This window comes from Mesorhizobium album (genome assembly GCF_033977205.1).
In the GTDB taxonomy this organism is placed as follows: Bacteria; Pseudomonadota; Alphaproteobacteria; order Rhizobiales; family Rhizobiaceae; genus Mesorhizobium; species Mesorhizobium album.
Genome location: NZ_JAVIIW010000023.1, coordinates 1 through 25,609, shown reverse-complemented (window position 1 = coordinate 25,609; position 25,609 = coordinate 1). Strand labels below are relative to the sequence as shown.

Annotated in this window: 27 protein-coding genes and 1 pseudogene; 8 read left to right on the top strand and 20 right to left on the bottom strand. The window is 62.8% G+C overall.

The features are described from left to right. Positions 1-16 precede the first annotated feature (16 nt). The 13 genes from RFN28_RS19650 to RFN28_RS19590 form a co-directional block, all read right to left on the bottom strand. Positions 17-370: a hypothetical protein gene (locus RFN28_RS19650; RefSeq protein WP_320288977.1), complete on the bottom strand. Its 354-nt coding sequence runs from the start codon at positions 368-370 to the stop codon at positions 17-19. A gap of 267 nt (positions 371-637) precedes the next feature. Then, on the bottom strand, positions 638-1,180 hold the full coding sequence (locus RFN28_RS19645; protein WP_320288976.1) for a hypothetical protein: 543 nt from the start codon (positions 1,178-1,180) through the stop codon (positions 638-640). 75 nt (positions 1,181-1,255) lie between these two features. Then, positions 1,256-1,726, bottom strand: coding sequence for a nucleoside deaminase (locus RFN28_RS19640; protein ID WP_320288975.1), 471 nt, complete (start codon positions 1,724-1,726; stop codon positions 1,256-1,258). An 87-nt stretch (positions 1,727-1,813) separates the two neighbouring features. After that, positions 1,814-2,086: a 30S ribosomal protein S21 gene (rpsU, locus tag RFN28_RS19635; protein WP_320288974.1), complete on the bottom strand. Its 273-nt coding sequence runs from the start codon at positions 2,084-2,086 to the stop codon at positions 1,814-1,816. A gap of 133 nt (positions 2,087-2,219) precedes the next feature. Further along, positions 2,220-2,495 carry a DUF1488 family protein gene (locus RFN28_RS19630; protein WP_320288973.1) on the bottom strand — a complete coding sequence of 92 codons (276 nt, stop codon included), beginning with the start codon at positions 2,493-2,495 and terminating at the stop codon, positions 2,220-2,222. An 81-nt stretch (positions 2,496-2,576) separates the two neighbouring features. Further along, the gene (locus RFN28_RS19625) at positions 2,577-2,720 is read right to left on the bottom strand and encodes a hypothetical protein (protein WP_320288972.1); all 144 of its coding nucleotides are present in this window, start codon (positions 2,718-2,720) and stop codon (positions 2,577-2,579) included. Further along, positions 2,698-3,339 (bottom strand): hypothetical protein, encoded by a 642-nt coding sequence (locus RFN28_RS34890; protein WP_430678425.1) that lies wholly within the window; start codon positions 3,337-3,339, stop codon positions 2,698-2,700. The genes RFN28_RS19625 and RFN28_RS34890 overlap by 23 nt, the downstream gene beginning before the upstream one ends. A 341-nt stretch (positions 3,340-3,680) precedes the next feature. Then, positions 3,681-4,250 (bottom strand): DNA-3-methyladenine glycosylase, encoded by a 570-nt coding sequence (locus RFN28_RS19615; protein WP_320288971.1) that lies wholly within the window; start codon positions 4,248-4,250, stop codon positions 3,681-3,683. Continuing rightward, on the bottom strand, positions 4,240-4,386 hold the full coding sequence (locus tag RFN28_RS19610) for a hypothetical protein (RefSeq protein ID WP_320288970.1): 147 nt from the start codon (positions 4,384-4,386) through the stop codon (positions 4,240-4,242). Before RFN28_RS19610 ends, RFN28_RS19615 begins: the two co-directional genes overlap by 11 nt. 191 nt (positions 4,387-4,577) lie before the next feature. Then, on the bottom strand, positions 4,578-4,877 hold the full coding sequence (locus tag RFN28_RS19605; protein ID WP_320288969.1) for a hypothetical protein: 300 nt from the start codon (positions 4,875-4,877) through the stop codon (positions 4,578-4,580). Positions 4,878-5,064: 187 nt separating this feature from the next. After that, the gene (locus tag RFN28_RS19600) at positions 5,065-6,213 is read right to left on the bottom strand and encodes an amidohydrolase (protein WP_320288968.1); all 1,149 of its coding nucleotides are present in this window, start codon (positions 6,211-6,213) and stop codon (positions 5,065-5,067) included. 616 nt (positions 6,214-6,829) lie between these two features. Beyond that, positions 6,830-7,099 carry a hypothetical protein gene (locus RFN28_RS19595; RefSeq protein ID WP_320288967.1) on the bottom strand — a complete coding sequence of 90 codons (270 nt, stop codon included), beginning with the start codon at positions 7,097-7,099 and terminating at the stop codon, positions 6,830-6,832. After that, entirely contained in the window at positions 7,096-7,437 is a 342-nt protein-coding gene (locus RFN28_RS19590) for a hypothetical protein (RefSeq protein WP_320288966.1), read from the bottom strand. Before RFN28_RS19590 ends, RFN28_RS19595 begins: the two co-directional genes overlap by 4 nt. Positions 7,438-7,716: 279 nt before the next feature. On the opposite strand from RFN28_RS19590, the gene RFN28_RS19585 reads away from it, so the two are divergent. Continuing rightward, positions 7,717-8,694, top strand: coding sequence for a GlxA family transcriptional regulator (locus tag RFN28_RS19585; protein ID WP_320288965.1), 978 nt, complete (start codon positions 7,717-7,719; stop codon positions 8,692-8,694). Between the two features lie 376 nt (positions 8,695-9,070). Here RFN28_RS19585 and RFN28_RS19580 read toward each other — a convergent pair whose 3' ends face one another. Beyond that, positions 9,071-10,060 carry a LysR family transcriptional regulator gene (locus RFN28_RS19580; RefSeq protein ID WP_320288964.1) on the bottom strand — a complete coding sequence of 330 codons (990 nt, stop codon included), beginning with the start codon at positions 10,058-10,060 and terminating at the stop codon, positions 9,071-9,073. A gap of 231 nt (positions 10,061-10,291) precedes the next feature. Between RFN28_RS19580 and RFN28_RS19575 the strand changes: the two genes are divergently transcribed. The 6 genes from RFN28_RS19575 (at position 10,292) to RFN28_RS19550 (ending at position 15,988) form a co-directional block, all read left to right on the top strand. After that, positions 10,292-11,134 (top strand): transporter substrate-binding domain-containing protein, encoded by an 843-nt coding sequence (locus RFN28_RS19575; RefSeq protein ID WP_320288963.1) that lies wholly within the window; start codon positions 10,292-10,294, stop codon positions 11,132-11,134. A gap of 110 nt (positions 11,135-11,244) precedes the next feature. Then, positions 11,245-11,994: an amino acid ABC transporter permease gene (locus tag RFN28_RS19570; protein WP_320288962.1), complete on the top strand. Its 750-nt coding sequence runs from the start codon at positions 11,245-11,247 to the stop codon at positions 11,992-11,994. A gap of 12 nt (positions 11,995-12,006) precedes the next feature. After that, positions 12,007-12,693, top strand: coding sequence for an amino acid ABC transporter permease (locus RFN28_RS19565; RefSeq protein ID WP_320288961.1), 687 nt, complete (start codon positions 12,007-12,009; stop codon positions 12,691-12,693). A gap of 9 nt (positions 12,694-12,702) precedes the next feature. Then, complete coding sequence (locus RFN28_RS19560; RefSeq protein ID WP_320288960.1) at positions 12,703-13,452, top strand: amino acid ABC transporter ATP-binding protein; 750 nt, start codon at positions 12,703-12,705, stop codon at positions 13,450-13,452. Between the two features lie 32 nt (positions 13,453-13,484). Then, complete coding sequence (locus RFN28_RS19555; protein ID WP_320288959.1) at positions 13,485-14,990, top strand: aspartate ammonia-lyase; 1,506 nt, start codon at positions 13,485-13,487, stop codon at positions 14,988-14,990. Further along, complete coding sequence (locus RFN28_RS19550) at positions 14,987-15,988, top strand: asparaginase (RefSeq protein ID WP_320288958.1); 1,002 nt, start codon at positions 14,987-14,989, stop codon at positions 15,986-15,988. Before RFN28_RS19555 ends, RFN28_RS19550 begins: the two co-directional genes overlap by 4 nt. A gap of 979 nt (positions 15,989-16,967) precedes the next feature. Here RFN28_RS19550 and RFN28_RS19545 read toward each other — a convergent pair. From RFN28_RS19545 to eglC, 4 genes are all read right to left on the bottom strand, one after another. Further along, positions 16,968-18,530: a polysaccharide biosynthesis/export family protein gene (locus tag RFN28_RS19545; RefSeq protein WP_320288957.1), complete on the bottom strand. Its 1,563-nt coding sequence runs from the start codon at positions 18,528-18,530 to the stop codon at positions 16,968-16,970. A 248-nt stretch (positions 18,531-18,778) separates the two neighbouring features. Further along, positions 18,779-20,098 carry an HlyD family type I secretion periplasmic adaptor subunit gene (locus RFN28_RS19540; RefSeq protein WP_320288956.1) on the bottom strand — a complete coding sequence of 440 codons (1,320 nt, stop codon included), beginning with the start codon at positions 20,096-20,098 and terminating at the stop codon, positions 18,779-18,781. A gap of 3 nt (positions 20,099-20,101) precedes the next feature. After that, positions 20,102-21,847, bottom strand: a complete 1,746-nt coding sequence (locus RFN28_RS19535) for a type I secretion system permease/ATPase (protein ID WP_320288955.1) — start codon at positions 21,845-21,847, stop codon at positions 20,102-20,104. A 49-nt stretch (positions 21,848-21,896) separates the two neighbouring features. After that, positions 21,897-23,423 (bottom strand): endo-1,3-1,4-beta-glycanase EglC, encoded by a 1,527-nt coding sequence (gene eglC, locus RFN28_RS19530; protein WP_320288954.1) that lies wholly within the window; start codon positions 23,421-23,423, stop codon positions 21,897-21,899. 515 nt (positions 23,424-23,938) lie between these two features. Here eglC and RFN28_RS19525 point away from each other — a divergent pair. Further along, positions 23,939-24,385 carry a cupin domain-containing protein gene (locus RFN28_RS19525; protein WP_320288953.1) on the top strand — a complete coding sequence of 149 codons (447 nt, stop codon included), beginning with the start codon at positions 23,939-23,941 and terminating at the stop codon, positions 24,383-24,385. A gap of 24 nt (positions 24,386-24,409) precedes the next feature. On the opposite strand, the gene RFN28_RS19520 is transcribed toward RFN28_RS19525, so the two are convergent. Both RFN28_RS19520 and RFN28_RS19515 read right to left on the bottom strand, forming a co-directional pair. Then, positions 24,410-25,201, bottom strand: a complete 792-nt coding sequence (locus RFN28_RS19520; protein WP_320288952.1) for a pyrroline-5-carboxylate reductase family protein — start codon at positions 25,199-25,201, stop codon at positions 24,410-24,412. 144 nt (positions 25,202-25,345) lie between these two features. Next, a pseudogene (locus tag RFN28_RS19515) lies at positions 25,346-25,609 on the bottom strand (hypothetical protein); the annotation flags it as partial.

Sequence of the window (25,609 nt, the reverse complement as noted above, 5' to 3'; positions counted from 1 at the left end):
AGGAGGGTTGCGATGCCTATGGATATTTCGTCTGCTTGACAGGCTCGGGGGCGCCCTCCAGCTCCTTTGGCAGCGGCAGGCTCGAGCACTGCAAGTGCACCTGGCGGGCGAACAGCTTGCGCTGCTGCTGCTCGTGCTCCTTGATGGACGCTACGAGCCCCATGCTGTACGGGCCGAGCAGGACGCCAAAACCCCAGCCGGGGTGCTCCTTTTCGCGGGCGTCGTAGTCCGAGGCCGCGTTGCGGGCCTGCTGGCATTCAGGCGACGCCCATTTCGGGTCCTGCTGCGAAAGCCTCGCTTCGTAGTCGACCGGAGACGTGACACATCCAGCCAGCGCCGCGCTCAACGCCACGACCATTGCGAATCTCATCCACAAGCCTTTCCTAATGCGCGGGGGAGAAAACACAGAACGCTTCTTCGGGCAAGGAGACGGCTGGACGTGCATGGCGCGCCGCCAACTATTTCCCGATTGATCATCGCCATTCATCCGCAACAAGCGTATCGTCGTTCGGCGGCAGCTTCTGCAACGGGCGATGCCGACCGAGGGCGGCCAGAGTGCACTGGCCCCAACAAGAAGGAGGGCGCTGTGTCTTCCACCTCCCTGACATCCGAGCAGACGACGGCGATCGAGAAAATTCTAGCCGAAGTTCGCCCGGCTTTGATCCATGGCAGCCGCCGTCGAACGGCTGCCGAACGCTTTCTTGTCGAACGTCACGATGGCGAATCGCAAACGCATTTGCGCGCGATCCTGAGCGCATACGTGAAACGCCTGGACTCGCATCAGGCCGCCCTCGCTCAATGGAAAAGTGAGGGCGGCGCCGTCGGAACAGAACCGCGAACCGAAGCGCGGCGCTGGATCGACAACGACACAAGTGGAATGCGACGACGCGACCGCGAGACGGCGGCGCGTCATCGGTTGATCTAAGCGAACAAATCCGTGGAAACCGACAGATCGCTCGAAGACGACGAAATAGGCGTCGTTTGCCCGGACTGCGCCTATGAGACGCGCAAGAGCGTCCGCTGGCTGCGCGCGCATACGCAGGTGGAATGCCTGGGCTGCGGAGCCATTATCGATGTCGAAAGCAGAAACTTCCGCAAGATCGCCGCCGGCAGAGAACGGGCCTCGGAGGCTGGGGATTAGCGCTTCACTTTGAGGGAAATTGGAAGAAGCGATGATCACCCATTTCCATCGATGCGACGGTCGGCCCTATCAGGATGGGCACGCATTGGGCTACCCGCCGCCTTGGCCGCAAAGCTACCGCCGCCAGAAGTCACGGTGCGCGGAGAGGAGCTCGTCCTCAATTTCGGGGAAGGGGCCGTGAACCTCGATCTTCTTCTGCCCGGAGCCGAGCACAACGCGAGAGGACAGGCTCATCGTCGGGTTTTCGGGATGATCGCCAGTCAGCGCGAGAAGCTTGGTCTCCTCGAAGCCGTAGACCAGCCGGCCGATATTGGCCCAATAGAGCGTTCCGGTGCACATCGCGCAGGGCTCACCGGTTGAGACCAGCGTGCAGGTCCAGAGAAACTCCGGCGAATAGGCTGCCACCGCGCGCCGCGCAAGTTCGATTTCGGCGTGATGCACGGTGTCGATATTGCCTTGGCGCATGAGGATCGCGTCGTCTGGGCCGACCAGCACCGCCCCGAACGGATGATGGCCATGCGCTACCGCGTCGCGTGCAACTGCATCGGCCGCGAGCAGGTGAGAGATCATCCGGTCGCGCGTCATATCAGTACGGCTCTTTGGCTGCTCTACAGAAAACCCTCTGATTTGAGTTAATCATATTAGCGGTAACTAATCCATAGAGCGGAAGATTCAGCCGGATCGGGCAGGACCGTTCCGTCCATGGCGGGCGGCGGGCGGGAGCCTTTTCTTCGGAGCAGGGAGCAGTCCTTCACGTTGCGCCCGCTTGCGCGCGAGCTTATGCGCCCTTCGGATGGCATCGTCCCTTTCCCGGATACGTCGTTCCGAGGGTTTCTCATATGCCCGGCGCCGCTTCAATTCGCGAAGAAGACCCTCGCGCTGCAGTTTCCTTTTCAGCGCCCGGAGGGCCTGATCGACGTCATTGTTCCGCACGTCAACTCGCAATTCATCTCCTCAGCTGCCGTCAGCCCCAGGCTACGGCTGTTATACGGGGCTGGCCCATCCGGCCCCGTCAGTTCCAACAAATGCGACCGGGTGGGCGGCATCCGCCCAACCCCCATGTTGCAGATGTGTGAGTTCATCGTCCCCGCATGTCGGCGGCGGTTATGGTGTAGGTGGTCCGCCTCCCGGCCGAGTAGAGCTTTCGTGCACTGGCGTGGACGGAGTGCCGTGCCGCGTCGAAGGCCGCCAGGCACTCGGCTTCCGCCGTTTCCAGCCCCTTGCGGCTGGTTGCGGCCAATGCGTCGGCCTCGATGAAGAACGGCACCTCGAACATGCCGTCGTGGCCGATGAAACGGACCGCATTGCGCGCTTCGTCGAAACTTCGGCATGGATTGGGAAATTCGAGCGGCATGGTCACTCCCCGTCGGCTTCGGCGATCGGCCCCGCGCGGGTGCGGTAGAACTCGATCACGATCTTCACCGCCTGCGGCTCCTCAGTTCTGGCCCTTGCCGCGCGGGCGGTTGGCGTTGGCAGGAAGCTTGATCGCGTTGCCAAGCGGGCTGTCGGCCTTCGGAGCCGCCTTGGCCTGTTTCGGCTTTCGGATCTCGCGATTGTTATGCTTTTGTCCCTTGGCCATTGCCGAATGTCCTTTCGAGAAGAGCTGCATCTTCATCGTCCCGCGATGCGCGCACGGGTTCGAGGCTGTCCTCTGTCGCCATGCGCTCGTGGCGCTCGGCCTCGCTTCGGATGCGATACTGGAGGGAATCGCCCCGAGGCGGCAGCCTTGCGGTGATCTGATAGATTTCGCGGGATTCCTGAACCGTGTTGAAGCTGCGCTTCAGCCGCACACTTTGTCCCAAGGCATAGCGATGGGTTGCGGCCTCGCGGCGGGTCGGGCGGCTGTTGAGCCTCTCAGAGCGTATCGAGATCATGATTGTTTGCTCCTCCTGTTCCACTGGGCCTTCGAGAAGGCGGATCGATCGGTCAATCAGCCTTGAGCCAATTTCGCTCGGCCGGTCGCAATCGACGAGGCGTTTTGCCGAGGTAGCAGCGCCCGAAATAGCGGCGTCTCTGGCGTTGCGGGCCAGCTTTGTGCGGGTGCGGGTATTCGTGCGCATGATCCTCCCGAAAGCCGGAAAGTGCGCCAAATTGTTCCGCCCCGACCTTCGGAGCGACATATCTGCTGCCAGTACATCCGTGGTCAGCAGCGATTGTTCCGAGGTCGAGACGTGCGAGCGGTTGTGCCGGCCCGGCAACACGCTCTCATCGAAAATTCGGAGTAAAATGGCGGGTCTCTGACACCGCTAAAGCCAAATCGGCCAAATCGACGAATTTTATATCTAGACCCGATTTGCCGGTTAAACAAGGCTTCGGCCCGGTTTAATTTTCGCTTCCGCCGGAATTTCTTGCCGCTGGTCTGTCAATAACGGCGCAACATCGATGTCTAAATGTGCCATCTCGAAGCACGGCTTGCGCACCTTGCTCAGCGGCTGAGAGAGCCAGCACTCCGCAGGCTGTTCAGCCAGGCTCTTCGACGATCGCCTCGACTGGAAGGTCGAGCGGCCGGCTTCAGGCGCCCATGGTCGCCAGCATAAAATCAGAACCTGCGGCTGAGATAGGGCGACCCGCCGAAGCCGAACCGCCACTGGGCCTCCACGCCTTTGGTGAGGCCGATCCTGCGTCCGGTGAGGATCGCGGCCGGATCGGTTTCGGAACGGGCAAATTCGAAGGGTGGCGCGGTCAGCGAGTGCCCGTTGTGCGAGCCGTCGATGCCGAGTGCCTGGCAAAGCAGCCCCGGGCCCGAGCAGAGCAGCCTGTCGTCATCGATTGCCCGGTTGGCCCGCATGGCGGCGATGCCGGATTGCGGCTGGATCGCCCGGATCAGCACCGCGCTGCCTGGCAGGCAGACCGCGTTCAGGCACCAGTGCAGGCCATAGGAGCGGTAGACATAGGCGGTGCCCGGCGGGCCGTACATCGGCGCGTTGCGCGGCGTGCGGCCGCGATAGCTGTGCGAGGCGGGATCGTCGGGGCGATAAGCCTCGGTCTCGACGATGATGCCGCCGGCGCCTGCGAGGCCGAGCCGCGCGCCGATCATCTCGCGTGCGACCGCCGAGGCGTCCCGCGCGAAGAAATCGTGCAGCGAACCTGAGCCGGCGCTAGGCGGCATTGCGATACGCGTTTGTCGGATAGACCATGATCATCCCGCGGCGCCGGTCGCAGTCGGCGCTGCCTCGACGGTGCCGCGAAAACCACATCGCCTGCGAGCGCCGCAGCATCGGGTGTTTGCGCGATATGCCGGCCATGCCTGCCTTCGTGGTGATTGATGGCCCGTAGCATACTGGCGGGGCTGATCAAGCCATGAGGGTCAATCCGGCAGCACGCGGCGGTCGATGACGAGGGCGGATCAAGCCATCGGGATCGGGATCGGCGGGTTTGAAATCCCGCCAGCGACCGCCGGCGGGACTAGCGTGAATTGGCGAAGTACCCGGATGTCTCACATCGCCATTTTTTCACATTCGGCCTGGGCCTTCTTGGTCGACGTATCGATCATATAGGTTTTGCCCTTGGCATCGGTCATCATCATCATGCAATGCTTGAGGGGCTTGGCCGTTTTCATCATCTCGGCGCTGGTTTTGGCATCGGGCATCATGGTGCCCATATGCCCGTCGGGCATGATCGCCGTCACTTGGCCGCCCTTCATCATGGTCATCGTGCCCATCGTGTCCTCGGCAAATGCCTGCGAGGCGAAAAGGGCGGCGGCGCCGGCAATGACGACAAGCTTGATCGGATGCATGCGGAATACTCCCATTTTGTAAGGGCACAGTCGCCCCACTTGAGTTTTCGCAGGGCATTGCGATCCGTTACGTCGACACAAAGATGTGATCGGCGGGGCGGTGCGGGGCTTTCCACGGCGCACGCTTTGCCGGTGATCGATCCCCTCTCGTGAACCGTGTCGTCGACATTGGGACTTGAAGAGGCGCTCAGCCCAGCAGGTTGCGCGCCGTGCGCATGAAGATTTTGGAGCCGATCGGGATCAGGTCGTCCGGGAAGTCGTAGTCGGGATTGTGGAGCGCTGGGTGCCGCTCGCCCGCGCCGAGGAAGAACATCGCCGATTTGGCATTGTGGCCGAAGATGCCGAAGTCTTCCGAGGCGCGCATCGGCAGGGCTTCCTCGCCGCGCGATACACCTTCCTCGTCGAGAGCGCGGTTGAGATGCTCCACCGCGTCCGGCGCATTGACGCTGGCGACGAAAATCTCGCGATAGTCGAAGCGCACGGCAAGGCCATGCTCGGCGGCGATCTTGGCGGCCAGCGCCTCCGCGGCGGCGACAAGCTCCGCCATGCGCTCGTCGCGCCGGGTGCGCAGCGTCGCCCATACCTCCGCATGGCCGGGCGCGATGCCGAACACGGCTTCGCCCATCGAGCAGTGGGTAACGGTAACCATGCCGAAATCGTCGTCGGCGAAGGTGCCGCGCCCGAGCGCCGGAAGAAGCGGCATCAGCCGGCTCACCGCCGGCATCGGCGAGGTGCCGGTCTCGGGCGTTGAGGAATGCGCGGTCTTGCCTTCCAACACGATGCGCATGCCGCGCGAGGCGCAGTTGACCACGCCGGCCTTGAGCCGCACCTCGCCGAACGGCACGCCCGGCAGATTGTGCAGCGAGAAGGCGAAGTCCGGCGCGATCTCGCCAAAGCGCGGCTCGGCGACGACGCCGGCCGCGCCATTGCCGGTTTCCTCTGCTGGCTGGAACATCAAAACCACGCGGCCGCGCGCCGGCCGCTGGCGCCCGAACTGGCGGCCGAGCGCCGCCAGGATCGCGGTATGTCCATCATGGCCGCACATATGCGACTTGCCCGGCACCAGCGAGGCATGGGCGACGCCCGAAAGCTCCTCGATCGGCAGCGCGTCGAGTTCCGAGCGAAACAGCACCGTCGGCCCGGCTTGCCCGCTGTCATAGACCGCCGCCACGCCATGTCCGCCCAATTCGGTCAGCACCTTGTCCGGCCCGGTATCGGCGAGGAAGGCTACGACCTCTTTGGCCGTCTTCTCCTCTTCGTTGGAGATTTCCGGCTGCCGGTGCAGCTTGCGGCGCCACGCCGTCAACTCGACGATGTCTCGATTGGTCAGGGCCACGATGTCCGACTCCGTTTCGTGCTGAAATTCTCCATAGCACGTGGCGCTGGATTGGCATGTCGCAACTGGCAGCAACTGAGGGGGCCAGCGATCCGGCGACCTTGATCTGCGGCAGGTCAACGCGCGAAAACCGTCGCCGTACGAGCGGTTCCGCGTTTCCGTGAAACGGTGAACCGCTTGACACGGGAGCGGCCCGGTAGCCTTGTTCGGTTTTGTGGCGTGTGGGGCAAGAGCCACCGGGCCTGACCGGCGGGGACTTAGTACGGGGGACTTTCGCTAAGAGGGCACCGGCTGAGAGAAATATACGCTCGTTCTAACATACTCGTAGACATCCATAAGGACGAAGCCGGATGTAGGCCCGCGTACCGAAAGCGCATCGCGACGAAACGGATTGAGGCGTTTCGCTTTAGGTCTTTGTCTTTATGCATGTCGCTCCCCCAAAAACCGCTGCTCACTTTGGGCGACATGCAAGCGTCTGGCCGAGCGCCAGGATCGCTGGACCGACCATGCTCGAGAGAGGCTACCGGACCACTGGGCCAGCTGCCTCAGTCACGACAGAAAAAAGGCCGTCCCAGGTGAGTGCAGATGGAACGGCCTTTTCACAACACGGCGCAGCTCAATAGGATGTTTTGGGCGCCGCCGTTGCGGGTGCCGCTGTTTTGGACGCAGCCGCCTTCGCAGTGTGCTTCTTGTGGTGCTTCACCGGGCACTTGTGCTTCTTGGTCGGCTTGCAAACCTTCTTCTTGGCAACCTTTTTCGGAGCAGCCTTCGCCGGAGCGGTGGCAGCCGGAGCGGCGGTTGTCGTGGCGGCTGCGTTGCCGAGGACCGGCATGGAGAAGGCGAGAGCAACGGCGAGGCCGAGGGCGGAGAGGAGGGACTTTTTCATGGTTTTTTCTCCTTGCTGTGCAGGTCGGTTTTGGGTGTCACTGCATCGGGATCGATCGGTGTCACGCCAAGCAGCTTCAGGGCTTTTGCGAGCGTCCGGATTCCCTGCGCCTCCTTCTTGTTGGCGCAGAACCGGTTTCCCTTTCTTTGCAGTGCTTTCGCCGCGGTGACCTGCGTTGCCGCAGCATGGGTTTCGAGGGCTTCGTCAACTTGGCGGCTGAGATTGGCGCAGCGCTCGGCGCGGGTCGTCGCAACCTTTGCCCCGCCGGCCTCAACCGGGCCGGTGACGAGCGAAATACCGAGCAACGCGCTTATCAGGGTGATCGAGAACCTTTGCATCGCTTGTCGCCAATCCGAACAAGGTGCCGCAGTGCTGCAGCCGATGATCGACCCTCTCCCGTCAATTCTACGCTCGAACGATTTCTGGAGTTTTTCTGAAGTGTTTCTGAATTGTGTCTGAGGCGCCGGCGGAGCGCCTTTGACGAGCCTATCGCTCAGAGGTGCGGCAATACACGGCATTCAAAGAAAATCCGGCGCCGCTTTTGAAAAACGCCTCGACCGGTGGTCCAGGATAGTGTCCTTGCTGAATGAGCTTGAGATACGGCGGTCCCGAAAAGAATGGCCAAGAAGTTTGCGTTTCTCCTGGTGCGCGATTTCACCCTGTCGCCGCTGTCGCTATTCATCGACACGCTGCGTCTGGCGGGCGATGAGGGCGACCGCAGTCGCAGGGTGGAATTCGACTGGCAGATCGTCGGCGAGCGCGGCCTGCCGATCAGGGCGAGCTGCGGCGTCGAATTGCTGCCGACGAAGGCGATCGGCAATCCGGAAGATTTCGACAACGTCGTCGTGGTCGGCGGCCTGCTCGACACCAACCGCAGCTTGAGTTCGGAAAAGGAGGCCTTCCTTTTGCGGGCCGCCGAGAAGGGCGTGCCGATAACCGCGCTTTGCACGGGAAGCTTCGTGCTGGCGCGCTACGGCTTGCTGGACGGCTACAGCGCCGCCGTGAGCTGGTTCCACATCAAGGATTTTCACGCTGAGTTTCCCGACGTGAACGCGCATGCGGACAGCCTGTTTTCCGTCGACCGTGGCCGCGCGACATGCGCCGGAGGAACGGGCGCGGCCGACCTTGCCGGCTATTTCGTGTCGCAATTCATCGGCCAGAAGGCGGCGGAAAAGGCCGCCAAGATCCTCGTGCTCGATCGCATCCGCAACATCCGGGACGTGCAGCCCGTCGGCGACCTGTTTCCCGAAGCGTCGAGCCGCGCGGTGAAGCGGGCCTTGCTGCTGATGGAAAGCAATCTCCAGGAAAAGATATCGGTCACCGAGATCGCAAGCCGCCTGAATTGCTCCCGGCGCCAGCTCGAGCGTCTTTTCGGAACCGAGCTCGGCATCAGCCCGATGGCGGCATATCTGGCGCTCAGGGTGCACTACGCGAAGTCGCTGCTGGAAGGCAGCGACTTGGCAGTCGGCGAAATCGCCTACAGATGCGGCTTCGGCAATGCCGGGCATTTCAGCCGGGTTTTCCGTCAGCATACCGGCATCACGCCGACCCACCTCAGGCATCCCAGCCGCTTGGCTGATCAAGCGGCGAAATAATGCTTCCGTGAGCGGCGCGAACGCCACTATGCGATCCTCGCTTCAAATGCGGTGAGCCACAACCATCTCCAGTTCCGCCGCTACGCCATCGACTCCTGCCTGGCCTGCGGGACTGGCCGGCGCCGGCCGTCACGCCGACCGCCCCGATGCGTGCACAAGGGACGAACCCTAGCCCTAGGCAAGTTTCTATACCGCGCTCGCCGCGCATGGCGCGGGGGAGGATTTCGCCGTCCCTGCGCACCGAGCTTCCGTGAATGCCCGGGCGAAGGAAACGAGCATCGGCTGGGCGAAGAATTCCCTCCTCGATGGCAGACTCGAAGATTCTTTGGGTCATGGCGGTGCTGGGCGGCTTTCGACCAACCCGCAACGGATCTATTCAGCCAATGTTGTCGGGGCTTAACATCATCCATTCCATCTTGGGTTCAAGCCAGGGAGCCAGCTTGAGAAACCGTGGCAATGCCCTAGCTCTGACGATATTGCGGGCGAGTTCCGCAACGCGCGGTCCGAGCGTCACAAACTCTTCGCGGCGGGTGACGAAGGTCAATTGGCGCGAAAATCCCGGTCCCGGCAGCGGCATTACCTCGACGCCGTCGACAAAGGCAGTGCCCTGGAGCAGGCAGAGCGGCGTCGTGATGGCAACGCCGACGCCGGTCGCCACCATGGCCACCAGCGAGTCGGAGGTGTCGAACTCGAGCATGCGCGGCGGCTCCAGGCCAAGCCGGCGCAGATGCCGCTCGATATGCGAGCCGCTATGCGAGCGCGCACTAAGTCGTATCAGATGATGGCGGGAAAGGATTTCGCGCAGGTCGTGGTCCCGGCATTTGGAACCGAGCTCCTTCGGAACCAACAGCAGATAGGGTTCGCGAAACAGCGGATAGCGCACGATGTCGTCGAGGCCCTCCATCGGGTCCGACGTGACGGCCGCGTCGATCGCGTGTCGCATCAGCGCCTCGGTATGGGAATAGGCAAGCCCCGACCATGCCGTCAGCCGCAGCGCCAGCGCGCCGTCGACCAATTCCTTGACGAGGTAGGCGCCGATAGTCCCGGCAAAGGAATCGACCATACCGAGCCGCAGGTCCAGCCGTTCAGGCATTGCCGCAGCCGAGCGCACCGCGTCGACCGCCCGGCCAACTCGTTGAACAACCTCCTGGACCTGGACAGCCAGCACGCTCCCCGCGTGGGTCGGAGCCAGCGGCCGACGCTCGCGGTGCAAAAGCTTGGCGCCGATCTCCTTCTCAAGGCGGTGCACGGCTTGCGACACTGCGGATTGGGTCAGGCCGAGGCGTGATCCGGCCGCGCTCATGCTGCCGCTTTCGATGGCCGCAGCGGCAATTTCAAGCATCCTGAGGTCGATGCCGCCCTTCATCAGAAATCCTCCCATCATTAATCGAGATCATACTTTTCATCAATCTGATTACTTACGCTGAAAAGCAATTGCGGCCAACGGCCCGCGGCGTCATTCATGTCTGTGAAGGCTACGACCAAGGCAGCAACCGGAAGAGGCCTTCGAGAAACAACAGACAAAAAAGAAAAGCGCCTGCGAAGCCGTCGCTTCGTGGAGGCGAGGGATATTGAACACTCAATGACGGAGATGATGATGAACGCTTTGAAGACTTTCGCATTCGGGCTGGCCCTCGGGCTTGGCGCCGCCGTCGCGCACGCCGAGACGCTCGACTGTGGCGACGATACCTTGTGCAAGATCGAGGCGACAAAGGTGCTGAAGGTCGGCACGAAGGACGACTACAAGCCATGGTCCTACCGGGCGGCGGATGGCAGCTTCGCCGGCATGGAAGTGGATCTCGCCAACGCGCTGGGCCAGCTCCTCGGTGCCAAGGTTGAGATCGTCAAGGTCAACTCGGCCAACCGCTTCGAATTCCTCGCCCAGGGGCAGATCGACCTGATGATTGCGTCGGCGACCGACACGGCCGAACGCCGCCAGGTCGTCGGCTTCGTTCATCCGAACTACTATTCGTCGGGTTACAACATCCTGCTGCCGAAGAAAGTGAAGGCGACGAAGTGGGATGAAATGGCCGGCCAGACCATCTGCGCTATCCAGGGCGCCTGGTACAACAAGCCCGCGCAGGAGAAGTTCAAGCTCGAGTTGCTGGCCTTTGCCGGCACTGCGGAGGTCGAGAGCGCCCTGCAGCAGGGCCGCTGCATCGGCGTGCTCTCAGATGACAATATGATCAACGTGCAGCTCGCCGATCCGAAATGGGCAGACTATCACATGCCGCTGCCGACCCAGGACGACGCGCCCTGGGGCATTGCCGTCCGCAAGGCCGATCTCGACAAGCCTTGGGGCGTGCTGGTTGCCGGCGCTATCGCCAACTGGCACCGGTCCGGAAAGCTTCTCGAACTGGAAAAGGCCAACGGCATCGCTGAGTCCGCCTATCTGCGCAAGATGCACGAGGCGCTGAAAGATCACCTCGCTACGCAGTGAGCGAAAGGTCCTCCAGGCCACGAATGACGTGCCGGAAGCCGCGTCCGGCCATGTTCTGATCGCGCCGGTTCCTTCGACGGGAACCGGGCCCATGCCCACGGGAGCGAGCAATGCTCGAGCTGTTCCGTCAATTCGCGCTCGACCTGAAAGCGTCCGGCATCAACCTGACGATCCTCTACGACGCCTTCGATTTCGAGCGTTTCCTGTCGGGGCTGGCCACCACCTGCGCGCTGGTCGTCCTCTGCACCTTCTTCAGCATCCTGATCGGCGCCATCGGCGCGGCGGTGCTTGGCCTGTCCAGGGGACCAGCCGCGATGCTGGTGCGCGCTTACGTGGCGCTCATCCGCAACACGCCGCTCCTGGTGCAGATGTACTTCTTCTATTTCGCGGTCGGCAGCCTGATGCCGGTCGGACATAACGCCATCGGCCTACCCGTGCCGATGATTGGAAACTTCACCTGGGCCGTAATCGCGCTGTCGCTCTACGCCGGCGCCTTCAACGTCGAGACGTTCCGCTCCGGCATCGGCGCCGTACACGCGTCTTACGAGGAAGCGGCGCTGGCGCTCGGCTATTCGCGGTTCAAGGCGTTCCGCTATGTCGTGGCGCCGCTGGGACTCCGCTTCTCCTTCGCCTCGCTCGCCAACAATCTGGTCGATCTCACCAAGGCAACCACGGTCGCTTACGCGATCGGCGTGGCGGAACTGCTCTACGTGTCCAACCAGATCTGGTCGGACTCCCTCAACACCTTCGAGATGATGAACGTCATGCTGGCCATCTACCTGCTGCTGACGGGGATCGTGGTGTGGATCATCGGCCGCGTGCAGGCGGCGATGCGCCTGCCCGGCTTCGGCGCGAACTGACGAGAGCGCGCTATGTCCGAGACTTCGATCTTCACCGATGTTCTTCGTTGGCTGCCCTTCGTGCTCTGGGGCTTTGGGCTCAATGTGCTGATGAGCGTGCTCGCGATCCTGCTCGGCACGACGGCGGGGGTGTTTCTGGGGCTTGGCCAGGTTTCGCACACCCGCGTGGTCGGCGGCGTTTCGCGCCTCGCCACGCAGCTCTTCCGCAACGCACCCTGGCTGGTGCTCTTGTTCTACTGCATCTTCCTGATGCCCTATTCGATCACGATTTCCAGCGCGACCTACAACGTGCCGAGCTGGCTGCGCGCCACACTTGGTTTCAGCGTGCCGGTAGCGGCGAACTTTTCCGAGATCGTACGCGGTGCGATCGGCTCCGTTCCGAAGGGACAATGGGAGGCGGCCGAGGCACTCGGCTATTCCAGGTCCGTCACGCTACTCCGCATAATCCTGCCGCAGTGCACCACGCGCATGCTACCGCCGTGGATGAACCTTTACGCGCTGCTCATCACGGCGACGCCGCTGGCCTCGATCGTCGGCGTGGAGGAAGCGCTGGCCCGCACGCAGGCGGCCGTTCAGTCCGAGGCGCAGGCCAGCTTCCTGATCCCGATGTACGTCACCTTGCTCATGATGTTCTTCCTCTACACCTATCCGATTTCCCGCGTCAGCAACGCGCTCGAGCGGCGCTTCCGAACCGTCTGAGGAGTTCTCATGCGAACCGCGATAGAAGATCGCGCACTGGTCTCGTTGAGGGGCGTGCGCAAAGCGTTCGGAAGCTTCGAGGTATTGCGCGGCGTCGATCTCACCGTCGCCAAGGGCGAGGTGGCGGCCATCATTGGCCCGTCCGGCTCAGGCAAGTCGACGATCCTCAGGACTATCAACGGACTAACACCGGTCGATCAAGGCGTCATCCAGGTCGGCGATATCGCGGTGACGGATCCCAAGGTCGACAAGGTGGCACTGCGGCATCGCGTCGGCATGGTGTTCCAACAGTACAATCTGTTTCCTCACAAGACGGTGCTGGAAAACGTCTCAATGGCGCCGATCCAGGTACTCAAAGAACCGCGCAAGGAGGTCGAGGAACGAGCGCGCGAGCTTCTTGTGGGGATGCGGCTTCCGGAAAAGGCGCTCTCCTATCCGGGCGAACTGTCGGGCGGACAGCAGCAGCGCGTAGCGATTGCCCGCGCGCTGTGCATGCAGCCGCAAGTGATCCTGTTCGACGAGGTGACGGCGGCGCTCGATCCCGAAATGGTCAAGGAAGTGCTAGGTGCCGTCAGGAAAGTCGCCGAGGACGGCATGACCTGCATCCTGGTGACCCACGAGATGCGGTTTGCGCGCGAGGCGGCCAACCGAATCTATTTTACCGACAAGGGCGTGATCGTCGAACAAGGCGAGCCAAAGGCCTTCTTTGCTAATCCCCAGGATCCGCGAACCAAAGAGTTCCTGGACAAGGTTCTCTGACGCAGCGCCCTCCGAGCCAAGGACATTTCGACATGAAAGAGACTATGCCCCGGCCGGCGGACAGCGCCGGCGAGCGCATCGAGACCGACGCGTTGGGTAGCCGGCGCATCGACGACGCTCACTACTACGGAATCCAGACGGTCCGCGCGCAAGAGAATTTTTCCGTCTCCGGCAAGACCATCGCCGACATTCCGGGTTTCATCGAGAGCGTCATTCGCATCAAGCAGGCCGCCGGGCTCGCCAATCTGGCGGCCGGCGGGCTACCAGGGGAGATCGCAGAGGCAATCGTCGCGGCCGGCGACCATTGCTTGCACAACTTCGAGCCGTCGCAGTTCTCGGTCGACATCTATCACGGCGGCGGCGGCACTGCCGCCAACATGAACGTCAACGAGGTTCTCGCGAACCGCGCCAACGAAGCTCTGACCGGCCGCAAGGGCTATGACCGGGTGCATCCCAACACGCATGTGAACATGGGCCAATCAACCAACGACGTCATTCCGTCGGCGATGAAGCTAGCCGTGCATGGGTTGTTGGCGCAGCTCGAGGGCACCGTGTCGATCCTTGTTGAGGCGCTGGCCGCCAAGGAGACCGAGTTCGCCGGTGTGATAAAACTCTCGCGGACCTGCTTTCAGGATGCGCTGCCGATCACGTTCGGCCAGCAATTGTCGGGCTACCGGCATGGCTTTCAGCGCGCCCTGCGCGAGATGGAGGCGATGAAGAGGAAGTGTCTCAACCTCCCTCTCGGCGCGACTGCGGTCGGCACCGAATTCGGCGCGCTCGCCGGCTACAAGGCGGCCATCTACGCGGAGCTCAGCCGCATCACCGGGCTTGCGTTGGAGCCGGACGAAAACTTCTTCGACGGACTGCAGAACGCCGACCAATGGATATCGATCTCCGGCGCGCTTAAATCGCTGGCGCTTTCGATGGCGAAGATGTGCGCTGACTTGCGACTGATGTCATCGGGTCCGCGCGCCGGCCTTTCCGAAATCACGCTGCCGGCGGTGCAGCCGGGCTCGTCGATCATGCCCGGCAAGATCAACCCGGTCATTCCGGAGATGGCCATCCAGGTCTATTTCCGCGTCCTTGGCAACGATGCCACCGTGACCCGGGCCTGCGAGGGCGAACTCGACCTCAATGTCTGGGAATCGATCATCCTGAACGTCGTGACGGAGTCGATCATTCTGCTCGATCGGACGATTCCTTTGCTTGTTTCGAAGTGCATCGCCGGGCTCACGGCCAACGAAGCGATATGCCGGAAGGCGGCAGAGGGGTCGCTGGCACTATCCACGGCAATCGCGGCGGTCTTCGACTATCCGAACGCCGGATCGGTGGCGCACTTTGCCGCCGAGCGGGGCCTGCCGGTCAAGGATGCGGCGGTAGAAATGTCGCTTCTGTCGCGGCAAGAGGCCGAGGAACTCTTCGAGGTCTCGCTTTTCGCTGATCCTTTGCGCTATCAAACAGTGATCCAGAAATATCGCCTCCTGGCGCAGCAGGGTGCCCTAGGCGGCTCTTCCGATGGAACGACCGGCAGCACATGATATCAGTACCCGAAGTCGCATTCATCGGAACCGGCGGCACGATCGCCTCAATTGGCAAGGATGCATTCGACATCCTGGATTACGGAAACAACGACCACAGGCTCCACGCCGACGACATCATCGCAGCGCTGCCGCCATTGGGCGGGTTGGCGCGAGTTACACCGGTTCGCTTCAAGACTGTCGAGAGCACGGCAGTGACCGCGGACGATTGGCGGGATCTGGCGACGCTTTGCACCAAGCTCGCCGAAGACAATCCAGAGCTCGCGGGCATCGTTATCGGCCACGGCACCGCCACGCTGGAGGAAACCGCCTATTGCCTCTCGCTGACCCTCAAGCTGAAAATTCCCTTGGTTGTCGTCGGGTCGCAGCGGCCGCTCAATGGCATTTCGTCGGACGCGCAGGCGAACCTCGTCAGCGCGATCAGGGTTGCGGTGTCGCCCAATTCAATCGGCCGCGGCGTTCTGGTCGTGCTGAACGACGAGATCCATGCAGCGCGTGACGTGAGCAAGCGGTCGACTTTCCGCCTGCATGCCTTCCAGTCCCCGGATTTCGGCATGCTCGGTCAAGCGGACGGCGAGATGGTTTGCTATTATCGCCGAACGGAACGATTGCATACACTAGACAGTGAGTTTTCGGTCGCGGACATCGCGGCGATGCCGCGCGTCGATGTAGCCTACAGCTACGCGGGCTCGGACGGAACGGCGATACGCGCATTCGCGGCTGCCGGTGCCAGAGGCATCGTGCTTGCCGGCTTTGCGCCGGGTATGGGCACCCCGGCAGAAGTAGCGGCACTCGAGGAGGTGATCTCGAAAGGCGTGGTGGCCTTGCAGTCATCCCGCGTCGGAAGCGGGTGCGCGCTGGACAGCACTAGGCATCGCTCCATCGGGATATTTGCAGCGGACAACCTGACGCCACAGAAAGCGCGAATTCTGCTCGGCCTCGGCCTTGCAAGAACGCACGACCACCGCGAACTGAAGAGAATATTCGCGACGTATTAGCCGTGCATCGGCCGCCCGAAGCGTGAACTGCTACCTCTCCGCAAACGCCCGCGCGAAGGAATCCATCATCGGCCGGGCGAGATATTGGAGAACGTCCGGTCGCCGGTGTTGATGAACGCCTCGACCGGCGTTCCCGGATAAAGTTGCTCCGCCTTCACGCCGGGCGGCAGGGGGTCGGCGATCTTCAGCTTGGCGCGGAAATAGGGTCCGTGCGCGGCCTCGCCGCTGATAGTGCAGGGTTGCTTGGTGCTATATCACCACTGCGGTGACCATCCCCGCCGTATCGAGTCGACAGCCGACGCGCGCCTGCCGGACTTCAATTCCGCCTCGTCTTTTGTAGGCTATGCGCACCTCGATCGGCGCCGTAAGTCCGCCTCGACGTTGACGCAAGGGACCCGCGCTTGCCGCGTAAACACGCACAGCGCCATGGGGCATCGCTGCGCTCATGATCGCCGCGCGGCAGGCGCGCACCACAGCCGCTGGCGTGCCGGGTCTTGCTTTCAATGGGGCCAGAAACCCAAACGGATACCCCTTGGTGACCCTCCGGAACTCGCCGCTAGCTGCTTTGGAAGGCCTAAGGGCGCGTGGCAGAATAATGGCTTGTCTCGTGGTCTTGGCCAAAGCAGTGGCTGTCGTGACTGCGGCCGGGCTCTCGGGGGCGGTTGCCGATCTGCTCTCGGCGGAAGGATCGTCGCCCACGCCGATGCCTGTCGATGACACGCCTCCGCTTACGTCGCCTAGGTTGCCGCTGGTACTGACACCTGCGGCGCCTACACCGTCGGCGCTCGTGCCCACCCCCACAGAGGCGCCTTGCGGACCGGCGCTCAATCCAGCATCGACCCCGAGACCGCCGACCTGGCCGCCTACGCTTACGTCAAGAGCCGAGGCAGGCCCGATTGCGATCCCGATCGTCAACGCGGCTGCGGCGTACGTCTTCATTGCCAAACTCCTCCTGCGGCATGGCTTTGGCTCACCCCCTTCACTCGCTCGGGTCGAGCTCCGGTGGTTGCGTTGGGAGCAACTCGGCGGGAAGAACTATAATCTCAGTCGCCATCGGATCAGGTTGCGGCGGATTTTGGATCTTGGATCTCTGTTTGTCCGGGGATCCCGGTTTGCGTGCATGTTGGGCCCCCGAGCGTCCTGCCGCACTTGCAAGTGGACTTGCAGGGATACGTACTTTTGGCGCGCGCTTCAGGCCCACGGTGCGGCGCCCGCCATGAGCCTTGACGATGTCCGTTGTTCCACGCGCGGCACTGAGGCTGCGGGCTAGACCGGTAGCCCTTTCACGCTCTTGCTCCAAAGCCGCACTCAACTCTATCGAGACCTGCTTTGAGGCGTCGCGTTCCTTGCGCACGCTGTCGAGGTCACGTATGGCGGAATCTGCTCGTTCGCGCTCCTGCGTGAGTGCGTCGCCAGCTTGCGTCAACGCGGCCTCGGCGACCTGTCGGCCCTTGATGGCGTCGGCCCGCCCGACCGCAGCCAGATTTGCGCCTGTCTTAAGAGCGTCGATGGTTTGATGGGATTTGGTGAGTTCTTGTTCCAGAAGTTCAACCCTGTGCCGCTCCGCATCAAGCGCTCGCTTGGCACCAGCCTGAGAGGCTTCCATGGAGTGCTGCGCTCCAAGCAGAGCGGTTTTCTCGCCGTCCCAGAGGATGGCTTTGGCCTTCAAGCCTTCGATAACGCGCCGCGCTGCTTGCAAATCGCGCGCCAGCGCTTCGGCTACTCGCTGTTGCTCTTTTAGCGCTTCTCCCTGCTTAGCCGCGCTGTCAGCTGCTGCGCGTGCCCGCGCGCTCGCGTCGCCCGCGTTGCGCTGCATAACGTCTAGCGCCGCTCGTGATGCCGCCAATTCTCGACGCAGCGCCTCCTCATGCTCCCCTGGCAATGTTTGCGCAGATTGGTCGGGTGCCTGTGGTACCCTGACTTTCTGCTCTCCGGATGTGGGGGGCGCAGGCCCGCTCGGTTGTGCCGCGCCCGGTTCCTTCTCGATATCGGCGCGTTCCGGAGCCGCGGGTGACGAACTGCCGTTGGCTGCGACAAGGGCCGACGGTTCGGGTGTTGTTTGATTGCCTGTGGGCTCTACCGAACCCGTCGTTTCCACGGTCGGCTGCTGTATGCGTTGGACGATCGTATCCGGCCGCTCAGGCAGGCCGCTCCTGGCTTGCAGCCGATCGGCAATCAGCTTTGCCAACTCGTCAGTTCGCAGGCCCGCGGCGGCAATGCTCCCGATGTTTGGAAGATCAAGCTTGCCGGTCGAGTCGATGCTGAAGGTTCGGTTGAGTTGCAACCCCTCCACAACGCCGTTGCGCAGCGCAGTCCAGTGCCAAACGCGTAGTTCGATCGTGTCTCTCGGGGCAAGTTTATCGTCAGCCGTCGACTGACTTTTTGCCGGGAATCCCAGCAGCAAAACGACGGATAACGAAATGAGGCACAACAGGGCGCGTCCCCTGCCTCGCATTCCATGAAGCAGACGCAAAAACCATCGTTCAATAAAGGTGAAGTCACGGTGGAGGCATGTTGTCTGGGTGCCCTGCACATGATTCATCACTGAACCCCACCGGCCGCGCGACCGTCGCCGCGACTGTATTCTCCGTAAATCCGTGCTGCACGCCGCGCGGGCGGCCTGATGCCGCACCAAAGACGAAGGATAGAAAAGCACTCTCGGCAGGCCAAGCACCGAATAAGGCTTAGGGACTATCTCCTTTTACCGTACTTCTTTATCGCGCCGGTTGAGCGGGCTCGGAGTTGCGCGTCCGCAGGAACGGCTACAGCCAGCGGCTGTCGAGCCGGCTGCTACCTCTCCGCGAATGCCCGCGCGAAGGAATCCATCATCGGCCGGGCGAGATACTGGAAGAATGTCCGGTTGCCAGTGTTGATGAAGGCCTCGACCGGCGTTCCGGGATAGAGCTGCTCGGGCTTGACGCCGGGCGGCAGGGCGTCGGCGATCTTCAGCTTGGCGCGGAAATAGGGTTCGTGCGTGGTTTGATCGACCAGCCGGTCGGCGGAGATCTGCGTCACGGTGGCCGACACTTCGGGCGTCAGGCGCGTGTTGAGCGCCGACAGCCTGAGTTTCGCCTTCTGGCCGACGCGCACTTGGTCGATGTCCTTCGGCCGCAGCCTTGCATCGACGTTGAGGCCCGATGCCGTGGGCAGGATCTCCATGATCTTCTCGCCCGGCGCAATCACGCTGCCCTTCGAATTGTAGGTCGAAGACACCACGATGCCCGCCGCCGGCGCCTTGATCGTGGTGCGTCGAAGCACAGCTTCGGCCGCCCCGATTTGCTCCTCGATGTCGGCGAGGTTGGTGCGGACCTCGTCGAGCTTGGTCAGCGCTTCTTCGACGCGCTGCGTCGTCAGGCGCTCGATCTGCACCTGGGCTTCGACGATCTGCGTGTTGGCTGCGGCAAGATTTGCCTCCAGCGCGCCGGCCTGGCCGACGAGGTCGGCCTCACTGCGCAGAAGCTGCGAATATTCGGTGCGGTTGGTCAGACCCTTGTCGAGCAGGCCGGTCTTGATGCCGAGCTCCTTCTTCACGACATCGGACTGCTGCTGGATCGCCTGCTTCTGGGCATTCAGCCCCACGACCGACTCGCGATGCATGGCGACCCGCTGCGCCATGATCGATTGCTCCGACCGGAACCGGGCGAGCCTGGCATCGAACTCCTTCTGCTGCTCGCGGATGAGATTCTGGAAATCCTGCTGGAACGGCGCCGGTGCCGCCTCGGTGATCGGCGCCAGCCTGTCCAGCCCGTCGCGTTCGGCCTCCAGCCGCGCCATGCTCGCCTTGAGCGCGATCGACTGTCTGGTCAGCCGGTTGAGCTCGGCTTGCGCGGCTGTCTTGTCGAGGATGACCAGGTCCTGACCCTGCTGCACGCGGTCGCCTTCATGGACCAGCAACTGCTGGATGATGCCGCCTTCGGGCTGCTGGATAAGAATGTTCCCGCCTGTCGCCGAGATCGTGCCTTGCGCGATCACCGCGCCGGAGAGCGGCGCGCTGGCCGCCCAATAGCCGAAGCCGCCCATCAGCAGCGCTACGGCCGCGTAGCCGGTGAGGGCGACACGCCTTATGTCGGTGCGCGGATGGCCATTCCAGGCAAGGCTCGCGGTCGTCATCGTCTAGGACCCGAAGCGGATGCCGTGCGTGCGGATCGTCGGGACGAACGACCCGGTCACTACCGTGCCCTGCTGCGCGGGAGTGCCCTTGCTGACCACAGGCTGCCGCAGCACCTCGGCGCTCGGGCCGAAGGCCTCGATGACGCCGCCGCGCAAAAGCATCACGCGATCGCAGGCCGTTGCGATGGACGGGCGATGCGTGATCACGATCGTCGTGACGCCGGCCGCCCGCGCCGCCACAAGCACCGCTTCGAGCGCCGTTTCGCCGCTGCCGTCGAGATGGGAGCTGGGCTCGTCGAGCACGAGGATGCGCGGGTTGCCGTAGAAGGCGCGCGCCAGCCCGATCCTCTGGCGCTCGCCGCCCGACAGCGTCCTGTCCGAGGGGCCGATCATCGTCTGGTAGCCGTCGCGCAGCGTGAGGATCAGCTCATGAGCCTCAGCGCAGCGAGCGGCCTCGACGATCGCGGCATCCTCTGCCTGCGCGTCGAAGCGGGCGACATTGTCGCCGATCGATCCGGGAAAGAGCTCCACCTCCTGCGACAGATAGCCGATATGTTTTCCGAGCTGTTTTTCGTCCCAGGTCCTAAGGTCGGCGCCATCGATCCTGACGGAGCCGCCGGTCGGCTGCACGGCACCGACGAGCAATCGTGCCAGCGTCGATTTGCCGGCCCCGCTCGGGCCGACGATCGCTATGGCTTCGCCGGCGCGGACCGCGAAGTTCAGCCGCTTGAGGATGGGTTCGGTGCCGGGCTGGGCATTCGGCGCCATGAAGAAAACGTCCTGCACCGAAATCGCGCCCGACGGATCGGGCAGCGCCAGCTTCCGCGCTTCCGCCGGATGTGCCGCAAGCGCCTTGTCCAGCCGCTTCCAGGCGCGCCTGGCATCGACGATCTGCCGCCAGGAGACGATCAGCTGGTCGAGCGGCTGCAGCGCGCGCGACGACACCAGCGAGGAGGCGAAGATCATGCCGGCCGTCATCTGCCCTTCAAGCACCAGCCAGGCGCCGGCGCCAAGGATCGCGAGCTGCAGCATCATGCGCAGCGTCCGCGAGGCGCCGCTGAAGATCGCATTGGCGCTCGATGAGCGGTCATAGAGGGTGAGCGCCGCCCCGACATGCCGTCCCCAGACCCGCGCGGCGTTCTCCACCATGCCCATGGCGCGCAGCGTTTCGGCATTGCGGGCAAAGACCTGCTCGGCGTGGCTGGCGAGCGCCGAGCGTTCCGAGGACAGCGCATCGTTCCTGCCGATGGCGAGCTGGTTGGCCGCGACCAGCGCAGCGAGCAGCACCGTGCCGGCGAGCGTCACCCAGAACAGCACCGGATGGATGAGATAGAGGAGCGCGAGGAAGACCGGAGCGAAGGGCAGGTCGAACAGCACCGCCACGCCGCGCGACCTGACGAAGGCGCAGACCGAGGCGAGGTCGCGCAGCGGCGACAGGCCGCCGGCATATTTGGGCGCCAGCGAAAGGGCGAATGTCCTCGCGCCAACCTTCCTGTCGAGGGTGGCCGCGACGCGCTGCGTGTAGATGGCGCGCACCGCGTCGAGCAAGCCGAGGAAGGCGAGCGCGAGCACCGCGATGGCCGACAAATAGACAAGCGTCTCGACGCTGGAGGAGGGCAGCACGCGGTCATAGACCTGCAGCAGGTAGAGCGGGATCACCAGAAGCAGAATGTTGATCAGCAGCGAAAAGATGCCGACATCGGCGATGGCGCGCAGGAAGACCGCGCGCAGGCCCGACGGCCCGGTCATCTCCGCTGCCGCTGCATGATCCCGAGACATCGAACCGGTCGCCAGAATCTTACGAGTGACCCCCAAACTCGGAACCGTGGTGCAGCATGCTGTCGGCGAAGCTGTGCGTGGCAATGCTGTGCGTGGTGGTGGTGCTGCTGCTGCTGGTGCTGGGGCTGGTGCTGCTGGTCATGATCAGGGGGTTCGCCTGCACAGCGTCCAGCGTATAGGCGTGGATGTAGTCGATCTTCATCTGGGCCGGCGTGGCGAGATGATCGGGCGGCGCGCCGGCCTGACCGCCGATCGCAAGATCGACCAGCATGTACATGGGCTTGTTCATGTCTGACGGTGTCGCCGCTTCCGCGACCTGCACGCCGTCATAGGTCCAGATAAGCTTGTCCGGCGTCCACAGCACGCCGTAGGTGTGGAAACCTGCAGTATCCATGACGTTCACCGTAGACGAGACCGTGGTGTGCGTTCCCGTCGCGTTCGAGTGCGCGGTCATCAGAAGCGAGTTCGGGTTCTGGCCATACATTTCCACCGTGTCCAGCTCCGGCGGCCATGAGCCGTCTTCCGGCAGCAGCCAGAAGGCCGGCCAGGCGCCGGCGTGCTCGGGCAGGTCGGCCCGCATCTCGAAATAGCCGTAGGTCTGCGAGAAGGTATCGTGCGTCGTCAGGAGTCCTGACGTGTATTCGTAATTGTTGATCAGCGGCTTGATGTCCGCCGGCGTCTGCGCGGCAGTGATGGTGAGCACGCCGTTGTTGACGCTGAATGGGTGGACCGAGCTCGTCGGAACGTAATTGGCGTCGATATACCACTGCAGCTCGTTGTTCTGGGTCAAGGTGCTGCCGTTCGGCGCGCCCCACCAGAAATTGGTGTCCCACGTGCCGCCCTGGCTATTGTGCAGGCTCAGCGTATTGAAATCGTCGTTGAAGGACAGCGTCATTCCGACCTTGTTGATCGGCAACTCGAACTGGCTGGGCTGGAATTTGTCGATGGTCGTATCCTTGAACTCGAGGATCTCGCCGGTTCCGAGATTCAAGATCACGTTCGGTCCCGCCTGGATCATGTTCGCGTGGATGGCGTCGAACGACATGAACCCATAGCCATCGAGACGGACGGTGTCGGTCGCGACAAAATTGGCGATCAGGTCGCTTCCGTTGCCGTTCGCGATGATGAAAGTGTCGTAGCCGCCGCCGCCGTCGATCAGAACATCATTGCCCTTGCCGCCGTCCAGCGTCTGGTGGTCGGCCTTGGCGGTGATGATGTTGTCCAACCCATTTCCGAAAGCATAGTTGTTGGCGTGGGTGACGAAGAGATTCTCGACATTGTCAGGGAGTGTGTAGTTCATCCACGTGCTGATCGTGTCGATGCCTTGGCTGCCGGCCTCCGCCACCTTGTTGCCCGCCGCATAGAGGTAATAGATGTCGTCGCCGTAGCCGCCGTGCATGGTGACATTGACACCGGATGCTCCGTAGAAGGTGTCGTTTCCGGAGGTGCCGTACATGTCCGATCCGGCCCCTGCCGCCGAGTACCAGTGAGTGGAAGATCCACTATAGGGAAGAGGAACGCCTACTGCGTTGACGATGGTGGTCATCGGACCAAACCCTCCTCTTGGTGCAAGCCTTGCTTGAATCGGTCGATACGTGTTCAACCGATCGCTGCCGGATCAACTTGTAATTCAGGTTATCGTTCCAAGGATTCGCCATAGAGTACAGAGAAAAATCATATTTCAGCGATCAATTCTTTAACGTGAGGAGAATAAGGATGTCCTAATACAATTTAAGCGCGAGGCTTGGCAAATTTTACTCAATATTGCAAGAATTTCTGGGCAGGCTGTTGAGGATGAATGCATTTGGTTCAATGCAGCGCTCCCACCTGAGCGACGGTTCGAATCGGCGGACGGATGGCCGCCGCCCGCTAACGCGAGTTCCCGGATCGTTGCCGCCAGGCACACAGATCCGGTCTCAAAGATTAGCCGTAGATTCCACGAATGCACCCACGCAGTCTCCAACGCCACGCCGCAGGATTCGTGGTAATTTCAGCATTCCCTCACGCTTGCCGTGTCAGGGCACAACCAAGGAGGACAAGATGTTGAAATCCACTGCCGCAATGCTGCTCTTGCTGGTCAGTTCGAGCCCGCTGCTGGCCGAAGACATGCCGGCGCCGGTGAATGCCGGCGCCATCAAATGGGGTCCGGCGCCGTCCTTCCTTCCCGCCGGCGCCAAAATCGCTGTCATCGCGGGAGACCCTTCGAAGCAGGGCATGTTTGTTCTCCGGTTGGACATGCCCAAGAACTACGCGATCGCGGCGCATAACCATCCTACCTCGGAATATGTGACGGTGATCTCCGGCGACTTTCACATCGGAATGGGCGACAAGCTCGACAAGGCCAAGGGCATCCACCTTACTCGGGGCGGATTTGGTGTCGCGCCTGCGCAGATGAATCATTACGCATGGACGACGAGCCGCACCATCGTCCAGGTCCACGGTGAGGGTCCCTTCGCGATCACCTACGTCAACAAGGCGGACGACCCCAGTAACAAGCCAAGTCAGTGACTTGGCGGCGCTTCCCGGCGCCGCTCACGCCTTGCCCATCGCGATCGACTTCAGGAACGCCGCGGCCAACCCCTCGGCGACGGTCTCGTCGAAGCCGGACTCGCGCATCGTCTCGATCGCGGCGGCGGTGGTGCCGCGATAGCCGAGGAAGGCTTCCACCGTGTCGGCCGGCGACGTGTCCTTGAGCTCCAGTAGCCGGCCGGTTCCGGTCAGCACCGTGTTGACGGCGCGGCGCGCGACATCCGGCGCCAGGCCGAAGGCAATCGCGTCGCGCATCATTGCGTTAGCCAGGAGGGCAGGGAAGGCGGGGCCCGATCCGGTCAGGCCGGTGAGATAGTCGATGTCGCGCTCGGTCGCCACCTCGTCTTCGACGCCGCAGGCATCGAAGATCGCGCGGACGATGGTCCGGTCGTCCGCGGTGGCGTCGCCGCTCGCGATCCACGGCGTGTAGGATTTCGCGACCTCGGCCGCCGCGTTGGGCAGCGTGCGCACGACACGGCGCGTGTCGTGCTTCTCGCCGATCTCGCCAAGCCGGATGCCGGCCATCACCGAGACGACCAGCTTGCCCTTGGCGTCGAGCTCGAGCGACGGCCAGTCCTGCGGCCGCACCGAAAGGATGATGACATCGGAGCGGTCGGCGAGCGCCTGGTTGTCGTCTGTCCAGAAGGCTCCCGGGAAGCGGTCGGGCTTGGCGCTCCTGTAGGACAGCGTAAGGTCTTCCGCCCGCACCACGCCAGTCGAAACAGCCGCGCCCGCAATGGCCCCGCCCAGCCAGCCCGCGCCGCCGACGATGCCCAGCTTGATTGTTGCGCTCATGTTTCTGTCTCCTTTGGTGAGAGATCGCGAAGGATCACGGTTCTCAGGACTTGGTTCTCCAGTTCCGCCAACGCGTCAATCCTCGGGGTTGACCGGCTTGACCCGAGGATCCATGCCGTGACGCTGGCCGAGGAATGCGGCTTGTCAGAATTCTGCACCGTCGCAACGCTCACAAGTCACGGCATGGATCCTAGGGTCTGCGCGCGTCGCTTCGCTCCTTGCTCCGCCCTGGTACCTCTGCACAGAGGATTTGACGGTTTCGATGGGTTGTAGCCTGGGTAGGCTGTCGGGTTCGATGAGCAGTTCGATGCTGCGCGCGAGGCCCGGTTGCTTGCGGATCAATCCGGCGCGCTCGAGGGTGAGCACCATCTGATGGACGGAAGGCGCGGTGACGCCGAAGAAGCGCTG

Excerpts from the sequence above, each read along its gene's own strand:
- RFN28_RS19650 (WP_320288977.1), bottom strand. The coding sequence starts at position 370 with ATGAGATTCGCAATGGTCGTGGCGTTGAGCGCGGCGCTGGCTGGATGT.
- RFN28_RS19640 (WP_320288975.1), bottom strand. The coding sequence starts at position 1,726 with ATGACGCGCGACCGGATGATCTCTCACCTGCTCGCGGCCGATGCAGTT.
- RFN28_RS19630 (WP_320288973.1), bottom strand. The coding sequence starts at position 2,495 with ATGCCGCTCGAATTTCCCAATCCATGCCGAAGTTTCGACGAAGCGCGC.
- RFN28_RS19625 (WP_320288972.1), bottom strand. The coding sequence starts at position 2,720 with ATGGCCAAGGGACAAAAGCATAACAATCGCGAGATCCGAAAGCCGAAA.
- RFN28_RS19615 (WP_320288971.1), bottom strand. The coding sequence starts at position 4,250 with ATGCCGCCTAGCGCCGGCTCAGGTTCGCTGCACGATTTCTTCGCGCGG.
- RFN28_RS19610 (WP_320288970.1), bottom strand. The coding sequence starts at position 4,386 with ATGGCCGGCATATCGCGCAAACACCCGATGCTGCGGCGCTCGCAGGCG.
- RFN28_RS19605 (WP_320288969.1), bottom strand. The coding sequence starts at position 4,877 with ATGCATCCGATCAAGCTTGTCGTCATTGCCGGCGCCGCCGCCCTTTTC.
- RFN28_RS19595 (WP_320288967.1), bottom strand. The coding sequence starts at position 7,099 with ATGAAAAAGTCCCTCCTCTCCGCCCTCGGCCTCGCCGTTGCTCTCGCC.
- RFN28_RS19590 (WP_320288966.1), bottom strand. The coding sequence starts at position 7,437 with ATGCAAAGGTTCTCGATCACCCTGATAAGCGCGTTGCTCGGTATTTCG.
- RFN28_RS19585 (WP_320288965.1), top strand. The coding sequence starts at position 7,717 with ATGGCCAAGAAGTTTGCGTTTCTCCTGGTGCGCGATTTCACCCTGTCG.
- RFN28_RS19580 (WP_320288964.1), bottom strand. The coding sequence starts at position 10,060 with ATGAAGGGCGGCATCGACCTCAGGATGCTTGAAATTGCCGCTGCGGCC.
- RFN28_RS19575 (WP_320288963.1), top strand. The coding sequence starts at position 10,292 with ATGAACGCTTTGAAGACTTTCGCATTCGGGCTGGCCCTCGGGCTTGGC.
- RFN28_RS19570 (WP_320288962.1), top strand. The coding sequence starts at position 11,245 with ATGCTCGAGCTGTTCCGTCAATTCGCGCTCGACCTGAAAGCGTCCGGC.
- RFN28_RS19565 (WP_320288961.1), top strand. The coding sequence starts at position 12,007 with ATGTCCGAGACTTCGATCTTCACCGATGTTCTTCGTTGGCTGCCCTTC.
- RFN28_RS19560 (WP_320288960.1), top strand. The coding sequence starts at position 12,703 with ATGCGAACCGCGATAGAAGATCGCGCACTGGTCTCGTTGAGGGGCGTG.
- RFN28_RS19555 (WP_320288959.1), top strand. The coding sequence starts at position 13,485 with ATGAAAGAGACTATGCCCCGGCCGGCGGACAGCGCCGGCGAGCGCATC.
- RFN28_RS19550 (WP_320288958.1), top strand. The coding sequence starts at position 14,987 with ATGATATCAGTACCCGAAGTCGCATTCATCGGAACCGGCGGCACGATC.
- RFN28_RS19545 (WP_320288957.1), bottom strand. The coding sequence starts at position 18,530 with ATGAATCATGTGCAGGGCACCCAGACAACATGCCTCCACCGTGACTTC.
- RFN28_RS19540 (WP_320288956.1), bottom strand. The coding sequence starts at position 20,098 with ATGACGACCGCGAGCCTTGCCTGGAATGGCCATCCGCGCACCGACATA.
- RFN28_RS19535 (WP_320288955.1), bottom strand. The coding sequence starts at position 21,847 with ATGACCGGGCCGTCGGGCCTGCGCGCGGTCTTCCTGCGCGCCATCGCC.
- eglC (WP_320288954.1), bottom strand. The coding sequence starts at position 23,423 with ATGACCACCATCGTCAACGCAGTAGGCGTTCCTCTTCCCTATAGTGGA.
- RFN28_RS19525 (WP_320288953.1), top strand. The coding sequence starts at position 23,939 with ATGCTGCTCTTGCTGGTCAGTTCGAGCCCGCTGCTGGCCGAAGACATG.
- RFN28_RS19520 (WP_320288952.1), bottom strand. The coding sequence starts at position 25,201 with ATGAGCGCAACAATCAAGCTGGGCATCGTCGGCGGCGCGGGCTGGCTG.